17 protein-coding genes are annotated in these 18,142 nt (G+C 70.7%); 4 read left to right on the top strand and 13 right to left on the bottom strand.

The features are described 5' to 3' along the window. Positions 1-50: 50 nt before the first annotated feature. Genes ilvC through ACZ4TR_RS42625 form a run of 3 tightly spaced genes read right to left on the bottom strand, consistent with a single transcriptional unit; the run spans position 51 to position 3,498 of the window. Positions 51-1,064, bottom strand: a complete 1,014-nt coding sequence (gene ilvC / locus ACZ4TR_RS42635) for a ketol-acid reductoisomerase (RefSeq protein WP_013223583.1) — start codon at positions 1,062-1,064, stop codon at positions 51-53. 33 nt (positions 1,065-1,097) lie between these two features. Continuing rightward, a complete protein-coding gene (gene ilvN / locus ACZ4TR_RS42630; RefSeq protein ID WP_003080760.1) occupies positions 1,098-1,604 on the bottom strand; it encodes an acetolactate synthase small subunit in 507 nt (168 codons plus the stop codon). Position 1,605: 1 nt separating this feature from the next. After that, a complete protein-coding gene (locus ACZ4TR_RS42625; protein ID WP_364513027.1) occupies positions 1,606-3,498 on the bottom strand; it encodes an acetolactate synthase large subunit in 1,893 nt (630 codons plus the stop codon). 254 nt (positions 3,499-3,752) lie between these two features. Here ACZ4TR_RS42625 and ACZ4TR_RS42620 point away from each other — a divergent pair, with 254 nt between their 5' ends. Together ACZ4TR_RS42620 and ilvD are read left to right on the top strand one after the other, a co-directional pair. Continuing rightward, complete coding sequence (locus ACZ4TR_RS42620; RefSeq protein WP_465294134.1) at positions 3,753-4,283, top strand: PH domain-containing protein; 531 nt, start codon at positions 3,753-3,755, stop codon at positions 4,281-4,283. Between the two features lie 105 nt (positions 4,284-4,388). Beyond that, on the top strand, positions 4,389-6,233 hold the full coding sequence (gene ilvD, locus ACZ4TR_RS42615; protein ID WP_465293947.1) for a dihydroxy-acid dehydratase: 1,845 nt from the start codon (positions 4,389-4,391) through the stop codon (positions 6,231-6,233). 63 nt (positions 6,234-6,296) lie between these two features. Here the strand turns inward: ilvD and ACZ4TR_RS42610 are convergent, their stop codons facing one another. Together ACZ4TR_RS42610 and ACZ4TR_RS42605 are read right to left on the bottom strand one after the other, a co-directional pair. Continuing rightward, positions 6,297-6,872, bottom strand: a complete 576-nt coding sequence (locus ACZ4TR_RS42610; RefSeq protein ID WP_364513036.1) for a DoxX family membrane protein — start codon at positions 6,870-6,872, stop codon at positions 6,297-6,299. Positions 6,873-6,923: 51 nt separating this feature from the next. Then, on the bottom strand, positions 6,924-7,832 hold the full coding sequence (locus ACZ4TR_RS42605; protein WP_465293945.1) for an NAD(P)-dependent oxidoreductase: 909 nt from the start codon (positions 7,830-7,832) through the stop codon (positions 6,924-6,926). Between the two features lie 65 nt (positions 7,833-7,897). Between ACZ4TR_RS42605 and ACZ4TR_RS42600 the strand changes: the two genes are divergently transcribed. After that, entirely contained in the window at positions 7,898-9,106 is a 1,209-nt protein-coding gene (locus tag ACZ4TR_RS42600; RefSeq protein ID WP_465293943.1) for a PQQ-dependent sugar dehydrogenase, read from the top strand. 19 nt (positions 9,107-9,125) lie between these two features. On the opposite strand, the gene ACZ4TR_RS42595 is transcribed toward ACZ4TR_RS42600, so the two are convergent. The 8 genes from ACZ4TR_RS42595 to gatC form a co-directional block, all read right to left on the bottom strand. Next, a complete protein-coding gene (locus tag ACZ4TR_RS42595; RefSeq protein WP_465293941.1) occupies positions 9,126-10,268 on the bottom strand; it encodes a Gfo/Idh/MocA family protein in 1,143 nt (380 codons plus the stop codon). Beyond that, the gene (locus tag ACZ4TR_RS42590) at positions 10,265-11,017 is read right to left on the bottom strand and encodes a cupin domain-containing protein (RefSeq protein WP_465293939.1); all 753 of its coding nucleotides are present in this window, start codon (positions 11,015-11,017) and stop codon (positions 10,265-10,267) included. Before ACZ4TR_RS42590 ends, ACZ4TR_RS42595 begins: the two co-directional genes overlap by 4 nt. Then, positions 11,014-11,934 (bottom strand): DUF6807 domain-containing protein, encoded by a 921-nt coding sequence (locus tag ACZ4TR_RS42585; RefSeq protein ID WP_465293937.1) that lies wholly within the window; start codon positions 11,932-11,934, stop codon positions 11,014-11,016. Before ACZ4TR_RS42585 ends, ACZ4TR_RS42590 begins: the two co-directional genes overlap by 4 nt. Then, the gene (locus tag ACZ4TR_RS42580; protein ID WP_465294132.1) at positions 11,931-13,025 is read right to left on the bottom strand and encodes a Gfo/Idh/MocA family protein; all 1,095 of its coding nucleotides are present in this window, start codon (positions 13,023-13,025) and stop codon (positions 11,931-11,933) included. Before ACZ4TR_RS42580 ends, ACZ4TR_RS42585 begins: the two co-directional genes overlap by 4 nt. A gap of 373 nt (positions 13,026-13,398) precedes the next feature. Next, complete coding sequence (locus ACZ4TR_RS42575; RefSeq protein WP_364513056.1) at positions 13,399-13,929, bottom strand: hypothetical protein; 531 nt, start codon at positions 13,927-13,929, stop codon at positions 13,399-13,401. 3 nt (positions 13,930-13,932) lie between these two features. Beyond that, positions 13,933-15,438 carry an Asp-tRNA(Asn)/Glu-tRNA(Gln) amidotransferase subunit GatB gene (gatB, locus tag ACZ4TR_RS42570; RefSeq protein ID WP_364513059.1) on the bottom strand — a complete coding sequence of 502 codons (1,506 nt, stop codon included), beginning with the start codon at positions 15,436-15,438 and terminating at the stop codon, positions 13,933-13,935. Beyond that, positions 15,435-16,952, bottom strand: a complete 1,518-nt coding sequence (gene gatA / locus ACZ4TR_RS42565) for an Asp-tRNA(Asn)/Glu-tRNA(Gln) amidotransferase subunit GatA (RefSeq protein ID WP_465293935.1) — start codon at positions 16,950-16,952, stop codon at positions 15,435-15,437. Before gatA ends, gatB begins: the two co-directional genes overlap by 4 nt. Continuing rightward, on the bottom strand, positions 16,949-17,248 hold the full coding sequence (gene gatC / locus ACZ4TR_RS42560) for an Asp-tRNA(Asn)/Glu-tRNA(Gln) amidotransferase subunit GatC (RefSeq protein ID WP_465293933.1): 300 nt from the start codon (positions 17,246-17,248) through the stop codon (positions 16,949-16,951). The genes gatA and gatC overlap by 4 nt, the downstream gene beginning before the upstream one ends. A gap of 235 nt (positions 17,249-17,483) precedes the next feature. Between gatC and ACZ4TR_RS42555 the strand changes: the two genes are divergently transcribed. Then, positions 17,484-18,137 carry an ACT domain-containing protein gene (locus ACZ4TR_RS42555; protein ID WP_364513474.1) on the top strand — a complete coding sequence of 218 codons (654 nt, stop codon included), beginning with the start codon at positions 17,484-17,486 and terminating at the stop codon, positions 18,135-18,137. The last annotated feature ends 5 nt before the right edge of the window (positions 18,138-18,142 follow it).

The following is an 18,142-nucleotide window of genomic DNA, read 5'->3' as shown; positions in this document are numbered from 1 at the left end:
AAGGGGACGCCCCGAGCGGGCGTCCCCTTCAGCGTCCTGCCGGTTGAGACTCAGGCGGTCTCGGTGATCGGCCGGTCCACCCACGACATCAGGTCGCGCAGCTTCTTGCCGGTCGCCTCGATCGGGTGCTGGTTGCCCTGCTCCTCGAGCTTGGTGAAGTTCGGCCGGCCGGCCTCGTCCTCGGCGACCCATTCGCGGGCGAACGTGCCGTCCTGGATCTCGCCGAGGATCTTCTTCATCTCTTCCTTGACCGCCGGCGAGATGACGCGCGGGCCGCGGGTCAGGTCGCCGTACTCGGCGGTGTCGGAGATCGAGTAGCGCTGGCGCGCGATGCCGCCCTCGTACATGAGGTCGACGATCAGCTTCAGCTCGTGCAGCACCTCGAAGTAGGCGATCTCCGGGGCGTAGCCGGCCTCGGTGAGCACCTCGAAGCCGGTCTGCACCAGCGCGGACGCGCCACCGCAGAGCACGGCCTGCTCGCCGAAGAGGTCGGTCTCGGTCTCCTCGGTGAACGTCGTCTTGATGACGCCGGCGCGGGCACCACCGATGGCGGCCGCGTAGGAGAGGGCGAGCGCCTGCGCGTTGCCGGAAGCGTCCTGCTCGACCGCGATGAGCGCCGGAACGCCCTTGCCGTCGACGAACTGGCGGCGGACCAGGTGGCCCGGGCCCTTCGGGGCGACCATCGCGACGTCGACGTTGGCCGGCGGCTTGATCAGGTCGTAGCGGATGTTGAAGCCGTGCCCGAAGAAGATCGCGTCGCCGTCCTTGAGGTTCGGCGCGATGTCCTGCTCGTAGATGAAGCGCTGCTTCGTGTCCGGCGCCAGGATCATGATCAGGTCGGCCTCGGCGGAGGCCTCGGCCGGGGTGAGCACACGCAGGCCCTGCTCCTCGGCCTTCGCCCGCGACTTGGACCCCTCGGGCAGGCCGATGCGGACGTCGACGCCGGAGTCGCGCAGGCTCAGCGAGTGGGCGTGGCCCTGGCTGCCGTAGCCGATGACAGCGACCTTGCGCCCCTGGATGATCGAGAGGTCGGCGTCGTCGTCGTAGAAGATTTCCACTGCCATGGGGGTTACTGCTTCCTTTCCTGACTGACTTCTTTAACGCGGTGATGTGGCGGTGATGGAACGGGCGCCCCGCCCCACCGCGACCATGCCTGACTGCACCAGCTCGCGGATGCCATACGGCTCCAGCATCCGCAGCAGCGCACCGATCTTGTCGGACGTCCCGGTGGCCTCGACGGTGAGTGCCTCCGGAGAGACGTCCACCACCTTGGCCCGGAAGAGCTGGACGGTTTCGAGGACCTGGCTGCGCACGGTGTTGTCGGCGCGAACCTTCACGAGCAGCAGTTCTCGCTGCACGGCGGTCGACTGCTCCAGCTCGACGATCTTGATCACGTTGACCAGCTTGTTGAGCTGTTTGGTCACCTGTTCGAGCGGTAGCTCTTCCACGGCGACCACGATCGTCATGCGGGACACCTCGGGGTTTTCCGTGGGCCCGACGGCGAGGGACTCGATGTTGAAACCGCGCCGGGAGAACAGGCCGGAGACGCGCGCGAGCACACCCGGCTTGTTCTCGACCAGCACACTCAGCGTGTGGACGCTCATCTCAGCGCTCACCTTCCCCAGCGGCTTCCGCGGCAGCTTCGGTCGTCTCCACCGAAACCTCGTCGTCGTCGAACAGCGGCCGGATGCCCCGGACCGCCATGATCTCGTCGTTGCCGGTGCCAGCGGCGACCATCGGCCACACCTGGGCATCCTTCCCCACGACGAAGTCGATCACGACGGGACGGTCGTTGATCTCCATCGCGCGGCGGATGGTGGCGTCGACGTCTTCCTTCGTCTCGCAGCGCAGCCCGGCGCAGCCCAGCGCTTCGGCCAGCAGCACGAAGTCCGGGATGCGGTGCTTGTGCGTGCCGAGGTCGGTGTTGGAGTACCGCTCCGAGTAGAAGAGGTTCTGCCACTGCCGGACCATGCCCAGGTTGCCGTTGTTGATGACGGCGACCTTGATCGGCGCACCCTCGATGGCGCAGGTGGCCAGCTCCTGGTTGGTCATCTGGAAGCAGCCGTCGCCGTCGATCGCCCACACCGGGGTGTCCGGGACGCCGAACTTCGCGCCCATCGCGGCGGGCACCGCGTAGCCCATGGTGCCGAGGCCGCCGGAGTTGATCCAGGTGCGCGGGTTCTCGTACTTGACGAACTGCGCGGCCCACATCTGGTGCTGGCCGACACCGGCGGCGTACACCGCGTCGGGGCCGACGAGCTGGCCGATCCGCTCGATGACGTACTGCGGCGACAGCGAACCGTCGTCCGGCCACTCGTAACCGGCCGGGTAGGTCTTGCGCCAGTCGTCGAGCAGCGTCCACCAGTCGGCGAGGTCGGGCTTGCCGCCGTGCTCGAACTCCGTCGTCACCGAAGTGATCAGCTCGCTGATGATCTCCTTGCAGTCGCCCACGATCGGGACGTCGGCCTTGCGGTTCTTGGAGATCTCGGCCGGGTCGATGTCGGCGTGCACGATCGCGGCGTCCGGCGCGAACGACGACAGCTGGCCGGTGACGCGGTCGTCGAACCGGGCGCCGAGCGCGATCAGCAGGTCGGCGCGCTGCATCGCGGCGACGGCGGCGACCGTGCCGTGCATGCCCGGCATGCCGAGGTGCTGCGGGTGCGAGTCGGGGAAAGCGCCGCGCGCCATCAGCGTCGTGACGACCGGGATGCCGGTCTGCTCGGCGAGCTGCTTCAGCTGCTCGTGCGCCTCCGCCTTGATGACGCCGCCGCCGACGTAGAGCACCGGCCGGCGCGACTTCGCGATGAGCTTCGCGGCTTCGCGGACCTGCTTGCCGTGCGGGCGCAGCGTCGGGCGGTAACCCGGGAGCCGCAGCTCGGTCGGCCAGGAGAACGAGGTCATCTCCTGCAGCACGTCCTTGGGGATGTCCACCAGGACCGGGCCGGGGCGGCCCGTGGACGCCAGGTGGAACGCCTCGGCGATGGTCCGCGGGATGTCCGCGGGGTCCGTGACGAGGAAGTTGTGCTTGGTGATCGGCATGGTGATGCCGCAGATGTCGGCTTCCTGGAAGGCGTCGGTGCCGATCAGCGACCGGGACTGCTGCCCGGTGATGGCGACGACCGGGACGGAGTCCATGTTGGCGTCGGCCAGCGGGGTGACCAGGTTGGTCGCGCCCGGGCCCGAGGTCGCCATGCAGACGCCGACCTTGCCGGTGGCCTGCGCGTAGCCGGTGGCGGCGTGGCCCGCGCCCTGCTCGTGGCGGACCAGGATGTGGCGGACCTTCGTCGAGTCCAGCAGCGGGTCGTAGGCGGGCAGGATGGTGCCGCCCGGAATGCCGAAGACCACCTCGGCGCCGACCGCCTCGAGCGAGCGCACGAGCGACTGGGCGCCGGTGACGCGCACCGGGGTTCCCGCCGGTGGCGCCGGCTTCGGACGTGCTCCGGGCGTTCCGGGCGTCGGCCCGGGTTTCGCGTCGCTGCGCGACGTGGCACTGGTCATCGGTTCTGCCTCGTGGGTCTCGGTGTCACTCGTTCGGGTCGGTTTTGTGCGGTGGGGCGGGGAATCGCTTCCCGTGGGCAACAAAAAACCCTCGCCGACCGTAAGGTCGCACGAGGGTTCGCGCGTCGACGCAGCGGAAAGTCTTCCCTAAGCGTCGACGCGCTTGGGAAGTACGAGGCCGGTCAGCGGTGTCACGACGCTGACGCTAGTCCGAAGGTCTCTCGAGTGTCAACTCTGCGGGATGGTGAGTCCAGATCGTGGACACCCGAGCGGCGCACGTCACCCGCGTCCGACCCGGGTCCCGGCCGGTCCGCGGGGCGGTGCACCATTTCGGGGTGGCCGAAAAAGAGCAGGACGAAGGCCGGAAGGCCGTCTTCCGGATCCCCCGCACGTCGTTCATGGCGATCGCCCTCCTGACGATCTGCGTGACGCCGATCGCGCTCGGGGAGATCCCGTACCTGCAGTGGCTCTACGTCTTCCCGATCGCGCTCGCGGTGTTCGTGATCCGGACCCGCACGATCGCGACGCGCGAGGGGCTGGCGACCCGCACGATGTTCGGCCACCGCGACGTGCCGTGGTCGGCGCTCAAGGGCCTGGCGATCACCAAGAAGTCGCGCGTGCAGGCGGTCCTCCGGGACGACACGAAGGTGCCGCTGCCCACGGTGCGGACCCGGCACCTGCCGGTGCTTTCGCTGGTCAGCGAGGGTCTCGTCGCCGACCCGAGCGGGCTCTTGGACGCCGACGACATCAAGCCCGCCAAGCCGGAGACGTCGCCCAGCGAGTAACCCCTCGGCACACCCGCTAGCCCGACGGTCTAAATTGGTAGGACCAGTTCGCCGGAGCGTTCCCGGACCTCCGCCTGGCCCACCATTCCGACCTGGGAGTTCGCCGTGCCGCCTCTCCGTTCCCGGACCACCACCCACGGCCGCAACGCGGCGGGCGCCCGCTCGCTCTGGCGCGCCACCGGCATGACCGACAGCGACTTCGGCAAGCCGATCGTGGCGATCGCCAACTCCTACACGCAGTTCGTGCCCGGCCACGTGCACCTGAAGGACCTCGGCGAGATCGTCGCGGACGCGGTCAAGGAAGCCGGCGGCGTCGCGCGCGAGTTCCACACCATCGCCGTCGACGACGGCATCGCCATGGGCCACTCCGGCATGCTCTACTCGCTGCCCTCGCGCGAGATCATCGCCGACTCGGTGGAGTACATGGTCAACGCGCACCAGGCCGACGCGCTGGTGTGCATCTCCAACTGCGACAAGATCACGCCGGGCATGCTCAACGCCGCGATGCGGCTCAACATCCCGGTCGTGTTCGTCTCCGGCGGGCCGATGGAGGCCGGCAAGGCCGTCGTCGTGGGCGGGGTCGCGCAGGCGCCGACCGACCTGATCACGGCCATCGCCGCGTCGGCGAGCACGGAGGTCGACGACGACGGCCTCGACATCGTCGAGCGCTCGGCCTGCCCGACCTGCGGCTCGTGCTCCGGCATGTTCACCGCGAACTCGATGAACTGCCTCACCGAGGCGCTGGGCCTGTCCCTGCCGGGCAACGGTTCCACGCTGGCGACGCACGCCGCGCGCCGCGCGCTCTTCGAGGAGGCCGGCCGCACGGTCGTCGAGCTGTGCCGGAAGTGGTACGAGCAGGACGACGACTCGGTCCTGCCGCGCTCGATCGCGTCGAAGGCGGCGTTCGAGAACGCGATGGCCCTCGACATGGCGATGGGCGGCTCGACGAACACGGTGCTGCACATCCTCGCCGCCGCCCAGGAAGGCGAGATCGACTTCACGATCGCCGACATCGACGCGATCGGCCGCCGCGTGCCGTGCCTGTCGAAGGTGGCGCCGAACTCCGACTACCACATGGAGGACGTCCACCGGGCCGGCGGAATCCCGGCGATCCTCGGCGAGCTGTACCGCGGCGGGTTGCTGAACACCGACGTCCGGTCGGTGCACTCCCCCGACCTCGACTCGTGGCTGAACGAGTGGGACATCCGGGCGAAGGCTCCGTCGGAGAAGGCGGTCGAACTGTTCCACGCGGCGCCGGGCGGGGTCCGCACGACGCAGGCGTTCTCGACGGAGAACCGCTGGTCGTCGCTGGACACGGACGCGGCGGGCGGGTGCATCCGCGACGTCGAGCACGCGTACACGAAGGACGGCGGCCTGGCGATCCTGCGCGGCAACCTCGCCGAGAACGGCGCGGTGATCAAGGCCGCGGGCATCGACGAGGACCTGTGGCACTTCGAGGGCCCGGCGCGGGTGCTGGAGAGCCAGGAGGAGGCCGTGTCGGCGATCCTCAAGAAGGAGATCCAGCCGGGCGAGGTCCTGGTGATCCGCTACGAGGGTCCGGCGGGCGGTCCGGGCATGCAGGAGATGCTGCACCCGACGGCGTTCCTCAAGGGTTCCGGCCTGGGCAAGAAGTGCGCCCTGATCACGGACGGCCGTTTCTCGGGCGGTTCCTCGGGCATCTCGGTGGGCCACATCTCGCCGGAGGCGGCGGCGGGCGGCCTGATCGGCCTGGTCGAAAACGGCGACCGCATTCTCCTGGACATCCACGAGCGCCGGCTGGAGCTGCTGGTGGACCCGGAGGTGCTGGCCGAGCGGCGGTCGAAGATGGAGGCGTCCGAGCGGCCCTGGCAGCCGAAGGAGCGCCAGCGTCCGGTGACGGCGGCCCTGCGCGCGTACGCCCGGATGGCGACGTCGGCGGACACCGGCGCGGTCCGCGACGTGAACAAATAATTCTGGCTCAAGCCGTGAAGGCCGTCCCGTTCTCCGGGGCGGCCTTCACGGTGTCCAGGCCGGTTACCGCGTCAAAACGATGACCACCACCGCGGCCGCGGCCGCCAGCAACAGCGAAACCAACCCCAGCGGCAACGGCCGTTTCCGCCACGGAGTGTTCCGCTCCAGCGAAATCGGCCCGGAACCGGTGAACAGCAGGCTCAACGCCGAAGCCGCCAGCAGCAGCTCGAACTCGAAGCCCTGCCCCTGCCCCTCGAAGAACCCGCCGTGGAACTTCGCGTAGACGGCGTTGGCCATGACCCCGAGCAGCCCGGCCGCGGCCAGCGGCGTGAACAGCCCGACGACCACCAGCACGCCGCCGCCCAGCTCGACGATCCCGGTGATCCACGACAGCAACGTCGTCTGCTTGTGGTAGCCGAACGTCTCCAGCACCCGCGCGAAGCCGCCGATCCCCGGCCCGCCGAACAGGCCGAACAGGTGCTGCAGGCCGTGCGCGCCCATGGTCGCGCCGAGCGCCACGCGCAGGATCAGCAGGCCGAGCCCGAGCCCGCCTTGCCGCGGCGCGTCGTCGGGCCCGTCGTCCTCGACGTCCGGCAGGAGGCTGGTCGGCTGCTGCGAAAAGTCGTCTCCACTGCTCACGCGCGAAGAGTAGGGGATGCGGGCTGACCTGGCGAGAGACCGCGCCGCGCGTCAGTACTCCCCGTGCACGAGGTTGTCCGGCAGCTCCCCGCCGGCGTACCGCGCGATCTCGGCCGCGGCGACGGCGTACGACCGCGCCCGCACCCCGCGCACGGCCCCGCCGACGTGCGGCGTCAGCAGCAGTCCCGGCGCCGTCCACAGCGGGTGCCCGGGCGGCGGCGGCTCGGGATCGGTGACGTCGAGCGCGGCGCGCAGCCGGCCCGTGGTCAGTTCGGCGACCAGGGCGCCGGTGTCCACGACGGCGCCGCGGGCGACGTTGACCAGCACCGCGCCGTCCCGCATCTCGGCGAGGAACTCCGCATCGACCATCCCGCGGGTGCGCGAGGTCAGCGGCACCATCAACACGACGACGTCGTGCAGGCCGAGCAGCGACGGCAGCTCCCGCACGCCGTGGACGCCGTCCCGCGCGGTCATCCCGACCATGGTGCACCGCGCGTCGAACGGCTCGAGCCGCCGCCGCAGGTGCTGCCCCAGGTCGCCGGCGCCGATGACGAGCAGGCGCTTGCCCTGCAGCGTGTCGGTGCTCTGCCGTTCCCACCGGCCTTCGCGCTGCGCCGCGCCGAAGACGTCCAGTTTCCGGTACATCGAGAGCAGCGCGGCGACCACCCACTCGGCGGTGCTCCCGCCGTGCGCTCCGCGACAGGTGGAGAGCAGGACGCCGTCGGGCACCTTGCCGACCCAGTCCTCGGCGCCGGCGGACAGCAGCTGGATCAGCTTCAGGTTCGGCAGCGTGCGCCACAGCTCCTCGCCCGGCGGGTGCTTGCCGGGGATGAGCACCTCGGCTTTCGCGGCCTCGGGCGGCACCTGCTCGCCCCACTGGTGGCGGACGGGCAGGACCCGCGGCACCTCGGCGAGCACGGTCAGGCCCTCGTCGTCGGGCACCAGCACGGTCAGCGTCATGATCCTCACCGTAATCGAGGAGTACTCACCCATGGTTCACGCACCGGCCCCTAGGCTCGGGGATCATGCGAACCCGGTACCGGTCGGCCCTGCTGGCGATCCTGGCCTGCGGCGTCCTGCTGCCCGCCGGGTGCGCGCGGTTCGACGACACCGCGGCGGGCCAGACCTTCAGCCCCGCGCCCGTGCCCAGCCCCGAGTCGCCGCCCGAGGTCCAGGGCCCCGGCGCGGACTCCGGCGGCGACGGCAAGCAGGCGCGGCCCGGTCAGTCCCCCACGCCCGTGCCGCCGCCGCAGGGCTGCAAGGACTTCGACCCGGCGGTGATCGCGACGTGCCTGGACACCGTCGCCGCGGTCGCCGGCCTGCCGGGCGACGGGGCGACGCCGAGCGCCCTCGCGGGCGAGCGCAAAAGCGGCCGCGTGCTGCTCGCGACGGCGGGCAAGGACGCGACGGACTTCGCGAAGCTCGACGTCCAGGCGGCCGGCGACGGCGGCCTGACGGGCCTCGCGCTTTCGCCGTCGTACGTCGAGGACCAGCTCGTGTTCGCTTACGTGACGACGGCGACGGACAACCGCGTCGTGCGCTTCGCCAAGGGCCAGGCGGCCAAGCCGGTGCTCACCGGGATCCCGAAGGGCGCGACCGGCAACCGCGGCACGATCAGCGCCGACAACCGCGGCGCGCTGCTCGTCGCCACCGGCGACGCGGGTGATCCGAACGCCGCCGCCGACCCGAACTCCCTGGCCGGGAAGGTGCTGCGGATCGACACGTCCGGCAAGGCCGCGGCGGGCAACCCGAACGGCGCGCTGGCCGTGGCGGCCGGGCTGCACGCGCCGGGCGGGCTGTGCGCCTCCGCCGACGGCGGCCGCGTCTGGGTCACCGACCGGCTCGCCGACAAGGACGCCCTCTACCGCGTGCAGGCCGGGCAGCCGCTGACGACGCCGGCGTGGACGTGGCCGGAGAAGCCGGGGGTCTCGGGCTGCGCGGACTTCGTCGACTCGATCGGCTTCGTCGAGGTGGCGGCTTCCGTGGCCGCCAACCTGCAGAACGTCCCCGTCTCGAAGGAGGGCGCGGTGACCGGGAAGCCGCAGATCTCCCTGGACGGCAAGACCGGCAAGCCGCCGGAGACGTTCGGGCGGCTCGCCGGGATGAGCATGATCAACCCGCAGCTCGCGGTGGCCGGCACGGTCAACAAGGACGGCGGCACGCCCGTGTCGAGCGACGACCGCGTCGTGCTGATCACGCCGGCGACCTCCGGCGGCGGCAACGGCAAGGACTGACAGCTTCTCCCGGACCTGACTATGACAGGGGCTTCAGCTCCACCCGCCGTCCCTCCGCCGACGACGTCAACCCGGCCTCCGCGAGCTGCAGCCCGCGTGCGGCCGAGAAGAAGTCGTAACGGTGTTGCCGCCCGGCGACGACGTCCCGGACGAACTGCTCCCACTGCGCCTTGAAGCCGTTGTCGAACTCGGCGTTGTCCGGCACCTCCTGCCACTGCTCGCGGAAGGGCTCGGTGGCGGGCAGGTCGGGGTTCCACACGGGTTTCGGCGTCGCCGAGCGGTGCTGGACGCGGCAGCGTCGCAGGCCGGCGACGGCGCTGCCCTCGGTGCCGTCGACCTGGAACTCGACCAGCTCGTCGCGGAAGACCCGCGTGGACCACGACGAGTTGATCTGCGCGATCGCCCCCGATTCGAGTTCGAAGATGCCGTACGCGGCGTCGTCGGCCGTCGCCGCGTACGGCTCACCCTGCTCGTCCCAGCGGCGCGGGATGTGCGTCGTCGCTTTCGCGGTCACGGCCTCGACACGGCCGAAGAGGTTCTCGAGGACGTAGTTCCAGTGGCAGAACATGTCGAGCACGATCCCGCCGCCGTCCTCGGCGCGGTAGTTCCAGCTCGGCCGCTGCGCCTCCTGCCAGTCGCCCTCGAAGACCCAGTAGCCGAACTCGCCGCGCACCGACAGGATCCGGCCGAAGAACCCGCCGTCGACCAGCCGGCGCAGCTTCCGCAGCCCGGGCAGGAAGAGCTTGTCGTGGACGACGCCGTGGCAGATCCCGGCGTCCCGCGCGAGCCCGGCCAGCTCCAGCGCGGCGGGCAGCGTCTCGGCCAGCGGCTTCTCGGCGTAGACGTGCTTGCCCGCGGCGATCGCCGCCCGCACCGACGGCTCGCGCGCCGAGGTCAGCTGCGCGTCGAAGTAGATCCGCACGTCGCCCAGCGCCGAATCGACGTCGGTCGTCCACGCGGTCAGGCCGTGCCGGTCGGCGATTTCCTTGAGTTTCGCCGCGTTGCGCCCGGCGAGAATCGGTTCGAGCTGCACGCGGCTGCCGTCGGGCAGCTCGACACCGCCCTGCTCGCGGATGGCCAGCACCGACCGGAGCAGGTGCTGCCGGTAGCCCATCCGGCCGGTGACCCCGTTGAGCAGCACTCCGATGGCGGTCTGGTTCATCGCTGCCGGCCTTCCTGGTGGAGGGGTTCCCCGCCGGGCGGCGAGGGGACACCCGGGATGTCGTATTCCGCGCGACGCCCGCACATGCCGTAGCCGTCGGGGTTCGACGGCGTCGCGACCCGGACGCCCGCCTGGTCGAGGTGGCTCCCGTCGCCGTCGGCGAGGGCCTTGAGGTGCGCGCCGGTCAGTTCGGCGGCTTTCAGGGCCCCGGCCTGCCAGCGCGGTACCCAGTCTCCGATTTTCGGCGACACCAGCGCGACGGCCGCCCGGTGGAAAGACCTCAGCGGCTCCGGATCACCGTCCAGTAGCGCTTCGCGCAGCGGCAGGTAGCCGCGAACCGCCAGGTCACGACGTCTTTTGGCGGCCTCGTCGGTTTTCGGCAACGCGGCGGCCTCGGCGTAGGTCCCCGCGTCCGCGAGCACGTCGGGCGGGAAGGTGAACACGGCGTCGCCCGCCTCGGGCAGGCCGCTGTTCTGCATGAGGACGGTGACGCGCAGGCCGCCGCCCTGCACCATCCGGTGGACGGTCCCCGGCGCGAACCACGCGACCACGCCGGCTTCGAGCGGCGTCTCCGCGTACCCGCCGGTGCTCAGCGTCTGGACGGCGCCTCGCCCCGCCGTGACGACGTAGGCCTCGGTGCAGGCGACGTGCAGGTGCGGACTGCCCCCGCAGACGCCGTCCTCGGCCGCCCAGTCGTAGGCGCGCAGGTGCGAAACGCCGATGCCACCCGGTAGCGGGAAGTCGTTCATGACCATCCGTGCCTGCCGAGGTAGTCGGTCACCTGATCGCGGTCCCACGCTCCGTCCGCGACGACGACCCGGTAGCGGTACGTGAAGCTCTCCCCCGGCCGGAGGGCGAATTCCTCGAAGAACGCCCACGAGAAGGCGACCATGGGCGTGTCCTTGCTTCGGACGAACCAGTGGGACTCGTGGATGGCGTCGTCGTTTTCCGGTGCGTGCGCGAAGACGAGCGTCGAGTGCGCGTCGACGTCGTCGTGTTCGCCGACGAAGGCCAGCCACGGCGCCTGTACGCCCATCATGTCGTCGCCGCCGAGACCACCGGGCCCGAAGACGCGGCCGCCGCCGAAGTCACGCGGACCCCGCCAGTGCAGGCCGGTGTACCCGGCCTGCTCGCGGCCGGCGGTGGTCGGGCTGCCGAACACGAGCGGCGCGTCGCGGACATTGGTGAGCTCGATGCCCCAGTCGATCGCCCAGGCGCCCTCGCCGGGTTCGACGGAGTGGACGATGATGTCACGCCGTTCGCGCGCCCACTCGTCGCCGCGGTGGGTCACCCAGGTGAGCCGTTCGGTGAACGTCAGCCGGTCTTCTTTGACGGTGAACCCGGCGAACTCGTCGTGGCGCATCGAGCCGATGCGGTCGGGCAGCTCCTGGTACCAGCGGCCGGGGACGTAGGTGTGGCCGCCCCAGAAGTTCTGGCCGGACAGGTGGCTCGAGGTCATCTGCAGGCCCTTGTGCCACCGGTGGTCGGCCGGCCGGTACCCGCTGACGCGCCGGCCGCGCAGCGTGCGCAACGGGTGGGTGTAGGGCTTGCGCGACTCGTAGGCGACGGGGTCGGGCTTGTACACATAGGACATCAGCGGGACCCCGCCGGCCTCGACGGTCACGCGGTCGCCGTGCCGGTGGGTGACGGTGATCGCGGCGCTCATCCCGCGGTCACCCCGGCCATCCCCCGGTAGAAGGGATCCCCCGGCACGATCTCCCCACGGCGCACGGTCCGCCCGGTGGAGGCGGCTTTGTAGAGAGAGGCGACGAACTCCAGCACCCGCCGCCCATCCCGCCCGCTGCACGGCGGTCGCTGTCCGGCCCGATAGGCATCCAGGACGGGCGCCAACGCGGCGGCGTGCGAGCTGCCGACGTCCTCGGCCGGCCCGGTCGGTATTCCGGCACCATGCGGCGCGGGGGTGTACCGCCAGTTTTCGGCGACGTGGCCGTAGAGGTGCGTGAGCTCGACGGTGGCGCGCTCGCAGTCGACGCGGATCCGGCTCACCTCGTCGGGTGAAAGGACACTGTTGACGACGGTGGCCAGCACCCCGGACCCGAACCGGACGAGCGCGGTGGAGACGTCCTCGGTCTCGATGTCGTGCACGAGCCGCCCGGTCATCGCCTGGACTTCGGCCCACTCGCCGTCGCCGCCTTCGTCATCGGCGAGCAGGTGGAGCAGCAGATCCATCTGGTGGATGCCGTGGCCCATGGCGGGCCCACCGCCTTCGGTGGCCCACCGCCCCCGCCACGGGACAGCGTAGTAGGCGGCATCGCGGTACCAGGTGGTCTGACAATGCGCGACGAGCGGACGTCCGAGTTCCCCCTTCGCGAGCAGTTCCCGAAAACGGGCGACGGCGGAGCCGGACCGCTGCTGGTAGACGAAGGAGACATACGGGCCGCCCTCGATTTCGGCGGAGGTCATCTCGTCGTATTCGGCCAGCGAACGACAAGGCGGCTTCTCACACCAGGCCCAGGCGCCGCTCTCGAGGACCTTCTTGGTCTGTTCGACGTGCAGCCCGGGCGGAGTACAGATCGAGACGAGGTCGGGTTCCTGCGCGGCGAGCAGGGAGTCGAGGTCCGGGTAAGGCTTGGCGTGGTCGGTGGTCGCACAAAAAGCGAGCGTCCGGCCTTCATCGACATCGGCGGCGGCCACGAGATCGACATCGTCGTGATGGGCTTGGTAAGCAGCGCGGTGACTGGCGGCGATGGCCCCAGCCCCGACGACGGCGACCCGCAAACGCTTTCCCCGAGCCACCCGGCCTCCCTCCTCACCAGCTTCGGCGACGTCTCCGCGAGCGCCGGCCAAGGTTCGTCCGCGCGTCGCTGCCCCCACGCGGCTCCTTCACCGGCGCATTCCTTCCGCCGTGTGCCCCTTCAGCGACACCGTCGGCGCCTCCCACCGGCCGCCCGCAGCCTCCCGCGGCTCGCCCTCCGACCGTCTCAGAAAGCGCTTTCTCGCGCAACGGCTGCCCTCGATGTCAACGATGTCACCACAGGCTCGCAACCGGAACGGACGACTCAGCCACGACCACTCGCGCATCTCCCGCCGGGTCGGCTGGAGACACGGCGCCCCGGACAGCTCCACCGGCGGCCGCGGCCACCTCAACCGAGGGTTGCCGAGAACCGGGTCAGCGGCTCTTGCTGCGGGGCTCACGTTTCCGCGGCTGCCGGCTCTCGGCCCGCGCCGCTCGGATGTCCAGGAAAGCGGCCACGCACGACACGAGCGCGGCCAGCAGCCCGAGGAACCGGCCGAAACCGGGCCCGATGGCGATGCCGGCGGCGTCGAAGATCCCCCGCTGGTCGGCGTCGAACTCCCAGTCCAGCGTGAACCACCCGACGACCATCAGCAGCAGCGACGCCACGGCGACCACCAGCCACAGGTGCGGCAGGCCGCTGACCCGGGCTTTCCGGATTCGCCCGAAGAAGACCACGACCAGCCCGGCCAGCAGCAGCGGCAGCGGCGGGCACCACGCGAAGAAGCTCGAGTGCCACGCGTCGCGGACGACGTCACTGTGCTCCAGCTGCGAGAGGATGTCTTCGATGTCCGGCTTGTTGGTGCTCAGCGTGGTCCACGGCAGGAACATCGAGCCCAGCGCGAGCAGCCCGGCCGCCAGGCCGAGCCACTCGCGCCAGGTGACGCTTTTGACGGAGAAGGACAACGGTCAGGAACCGACGCGCTCGATGATCAGCTCGCGGACCCGCTTGGCGTCGGCCTGCCCCTTGGTCGCCTTCATGACCGCACCGACGATCGCGCCCGCCGCGGCGACCTTGCCGCCGCGGATCTTGTCCGCGACGTCCGGTTGCCCCGCCAGGGCCTCGTCGATCGCCGCGAGCAGCGCCGAGTCGTCCGAGACGACCTTCAGCCCCCGCTTCTCGACGACCTCGCGCGGCTCGCCCTCACCGGCGAGCACGCCCTGGACGACCTCCTTCGCGAGCTTGTTCGTCAGCTCGCCGGAGGAGACCAGCCCGATGACCTCGGCCACCTGCTTCGGCGTGATCGTCAGGTCGGCCAGCTCGACCTCGCGGGTGTTCGCCTCCTGCGCCAGGGTGTTGACCCACCAGCCGCGGGCTTCGTCCGGCGACGCGCCGGCCTCGACCGTGGCCGCGACGAGGTCGACAGCACCGACGTTCAGCAGGTCACGCAGGGCTTCGTCGGAAAGCGACCACTCGGCCTGGATCCGCTTCCGCCGCTCGGACGGCATCTCCGGCAGCGTGCCGCGCAGCTGTTCGACCCATTCGCGGGACGGCGCGATCGGGACCAGGTCGGGCTCCGGGAAGTACCGGTAGTCCTCCGCGGTCTCCTTCGTCCGGCCGGACGACGTGGTGCCGTCGGCCTCCTGGAAGTGCCGTGTCTCCTGCTTGATCGAACCGCCCTCGGCGAGGATCGCCGCCTGCCGCGTCATCTCGTAGCGAACGGCCCGTTCGACGCTGCGCAGCGAGTTGACGTTCTTCGTCTCGGTGCGGGTGCCGAACTCGGTCGCGTCCTTCGCCATCAGCGAAACGTTCGCGTCGCACCGCAGCGAGCCCTGGTCCATGCGGACATCGGACACGTCGAGCGCGCGCAGCAGGTCGCGCAGCGCGCTCACGTAGGCACGAGCGACCTCGGGAGCCCGCTCGCCGGTGCCCTCGATCGGCTTGGTGACGATTTCGATCAGCGGAACGCCGGCCCGGTTGTAGTCGAGCAGCGAGTGCTCGGCACCGTGGATCCGGCCGGTGGCGCCGCCGACGTGCAGCGACTTGCCGGTGTCCTCCTCCATGTGCGCGCGCTCGATCTCCACGCGTACGACCTCGCCGTCGTCGAGCGTGACGTCGAGGTAGCCGTTGAAAGCGATCGGCTCGTCGTACTGCGACGTCTGGAAGTTCTTCGGCATGTCCGGGTAGAAGTAGTTCTTCCGGGCGAACCGGCACCACTCGGCGATCTCGCAGTTCAGCGCGAGACCGATCCGGATCGCGCCCTCGACGGCCTTGCCGTTGAGCGCCGGCAGCGCGCCGGGCAGGCCCAGGCAGGTCGGGCAGACCTTCGTGTTCGGCTCGCCGCCGAACTCGTTGGCGCAGCCGCAGAACATCTTGGTGTTGGTGTTGAGCTCGACGTGGACTTCGAGCCCGAGCACCGGGTCGAAGCGTTCGATGACGTCGGCGTAGTCCATCAACTCGGCCACGGCAGTCACTTCGTTCCTCCCAGCTCCGGGACCTTGTGGATGAGCGCTCCACCGGCGGCGGCGTCACGGGCGGCCTCGTAGGCGGCGCCGACCCGGTAGAGCCGGTCGTCGGCGAGCGCCGGGGCCATGATCTGCAGGCCGACCGGCAGGCCGTCCTCGTCGGACAGCCCGCTCGGCACGCTCATCGCGGCGTTGCCCGCCAGGTTCGACGGGATCGTGCACAGGTCGGCGAGGTACATCGCCATCGGGTCGTCCACGCGCTCGCCGATCTTGAACGCCGTCGTCGGCGTCGTGGGCGAAACGAGGACATCGACCTTTTCGAAGGCGGCGTCGAAGTCACGCGTGATCAGCGTGCGCACCTTCTGCGCCGAGCCGTAGTAGGCGTCGTAGTAGCCGGACGACAACGCGTAGGTGCCCAGCATGATGCGCCGCTTGACCTCGGCGCCGAAGCCCTTCTCGCGAGTCAGCGACATGACCTCTTCGGCGCTGTGCGTGCCGTCGTCGGCAACGCGCAGGCCGTAGCGCATGGCGTCGAACCGCGCGAGGTTCGACGAGCACTCGCTCGGCGCGATCAGGTAGTACGCGGGCAGCGCGTAGACGAAGTTCGGACAAGACACCTCGACGACCTCGGCACCGAGCGCGCGCAGCTGCTCGACCGCAGCCTGGAACGACCGCTCGACACCCGGCTGGTAGCCGTCGCCGCCGAACTCCTTCACGACGCCGACCTTGACGCCCTTCAGGTCACCCGTCATGCCCTGCCGGGCCGCGGCGACCACCGGCGGCACCGGCGCGTCGATGGAGGTCGAGTCCAGCGGGTCGTGCCCGGCGATGACCTCGTGCAGCAGGGCGGCGTCGAGCACCGTCCGCGCGCAGGGCCCGGCCTGGTCGAGCGACGACGAAAAAGCGACGAGGCCGTAGCGCGACACCCCGCCGTAGGTCGGCTTGACCCCGACGGTGCCGGTGACGGACCCGGGCTGCCGGATCGACCCACCGGTGTCGGTCCCGATGGCGATGGCGGCTTCGAACGCCGCGATCGACGCCGACGAGCCACCGCCCGACCCGCCCGGGATGCGGGCGTGGTCCCACGGGTTGTGCGTCGGGCCGTACGCCGAGTTCTCGGTCGACGAGCCCATGGCGAACTCGTCCATGTTCGTCTTGCCGAGAATCACGACACCGGCCTCGCGCAGCTTGCGCGTCACGGTCGCGTCGTACGGCGGGACCCAGCCTTCGAGCGTTTTCGAACCACAGGTCGTCGGCACGCCCTCGGTGGTCAGGACGTCCTTGAGCGCGAGCGGCACGCCGGCCAGCGCCGAGGCGGGCGCGTTCCCCCCGGCGATGCCCTCGTCGACGGCCTTGGCCGCGGCCAGCGCGCCCTCGGTGTCGACGTGCAGGAACGCGTGGATGTGGTCGTCGACCTCGGCGATCCGGTCCAGGTGGGCCTGGGTGACCTCGACCGCGGACACCTCGCGCGCGTGGATCTTCTCCGCCAGTTCCGCGGCGGTCAGCTTGATGAGCTCGGTCACTGCTCTTCCCCCAGAATCCGCGGCACCCGGAAGCGGCCGTCCTCGGCGGCCGGCGCACCGGACAGCGCCTGCTGCTGCGTGAGCCCGGGACGGACGACGTCCTGCCGGAAGACGTTCGTCAACGGCACGGCGTGCGAGGTCGGCGGCACGTCGTCGGCGGCGACCTCGCTCACCTTGGCCACCGAGTCCAGGATCTGGTCGAGCTGACCGGCGAAGACGTCGAGCTCGTCATCGGTCACGGCCAGCCTGGCCAGCTTCGCGAGGTGCGCGACCTCGTCTCGGGAAATGTTGGGCACGCGGGTGACTCCCGGGTTGTGCTGTGCGGGTTGTCTCGGAAGCTGCAAGTCTATGGTGACGACGTCGGACGACTCGACTGGGTTACGCCCGGCGCAGGCCGGGTGCCGTCCGGCGACGCTCGACTCCCGCCCGGCGGACAGCAGGCCCACGGACCGGGTGGGTCTGTCACAATCGGCGACCGGCATCGAGCGTCCCACGGCAAGGCTGGGACGCCAGAGGTGAGAGGGGCGCGTGGTGTCGTTCCTGATCCGGGTCCTCCTTCCGGACAGCCCGGGGACCCTCGGCGCGGTCGCCACGGCGCTCGGCACGGTAGGCGCCGACATCCTCAGCGTGGACGTCGTCGAGCGCGGCACCGGAGTGGCGGTGGACGACCTCGTGGTCGAGCTCCCGTCCGGCCGGCTGCCCGACGCGCTCATCACGGCGGCCGAGAGTGTCGAAGGCGTCGAGGTGGACGCGGTCCGGCCCTACGCGGGCGTGCTGGACACGCACCGCGAGCTCGAACTCGTCGAAGAAATCGCCGCGCAGCCGAAGTCCGGCCTCGACATCCTGGCCGAGGGCGTGCCCCGCATCGTGCGCGCCGGCTGGGCGATGATCGTCGAGCACGCCGAGACCGGCGCCCTCCGGCTGGCGTCGTCGAGCGCCGCGCCGGAGACCCCGATCACCGACCTGCCCTGGCTGCCGCTCGAGCGCGCGACGGTGCTCGACGGCGAAGAGGCCTGGATCCCGGAGACGTGGAAGGAACTGGGCACCGAGCTGGCGGCGACGCCGCTCGGCAAACCGGGCAAGGCGCTGCTCGTCGCCCGCCCCGGCGGCCCGGCCTTCCGCGCGGCCGAAGTCGCCCGGCTCGCCCACCTCGCCGGGATCGTCGCGGTCGTCCTGGACGGCTAACCCCG

The sequence above is a fragment of the Amycolatopsis sp. NPDC028719 genome (assembly GCF_055565395.1).
This window is presented reverse-complemented; position numbering and strand designations above follow the sequence as displayed.

Bases quoted from the DNA above. Each gene is read 5' to 3' on its own strand.
- ACZ4TR_RS42625 (WP_364513027.1), bottom strand. From the start codon at position 3,498: ATGACCAGTGCCACGTCGCGCAGCGACGCGAAACCCGGGCCGACGCCC.
- ACZ4TR_RS42585 (WP_465293937.1), bottom strand. From the start codon at position 11,934: ATGAGCGCCGCGATCACCGTCACCCACCGGCACGGCGACCGCGTGACC.
- ACZ4TR_RS42590 (WP_465293939.1), bottom strand. From the start codon at position 11,017: ATGAACGACTTCCCGCTACCGGGTGGCATCGGCGTTTCGCACCTGCGC.
- ACZ4TR_RS42600 (WP_465293943.1), top strand. From the start codon at position 7,898: ATGCGAACCCGGTACCGGTCGGCCCTGCTGGCGATCCTGGCCTGCGGC.
- ACZ4TR_RS42605 (WP_465293945.1), bottom strand. From the start codon at position 7,832: ATGACGCTGACCGTGCTGGTGCCCGACGACGAGGGCCTGACCGTGCTC.
- ACZ4TR_RS42595 (WP_465293941.1), bottom strand. From the start codon at position 10,268: ATGAACCAGACCGCCATCGGAGTGCTGCTCAACGGGGTCACCGGCCGG.
- ilvN (WP_003080760.1), bottom strand. From the start codon at position 1,604: ATGAGCGTCCACACGCTGAGTGTGCTGGTCGAGAACAAGCCGGGTGTG.
- ilvC (WP_013223583.1), bottom strand. From the start codon at position 1,064: ATGGCAGTGGAAATCTTCTACGACGACGACGCCGACCTCTCGATCATC.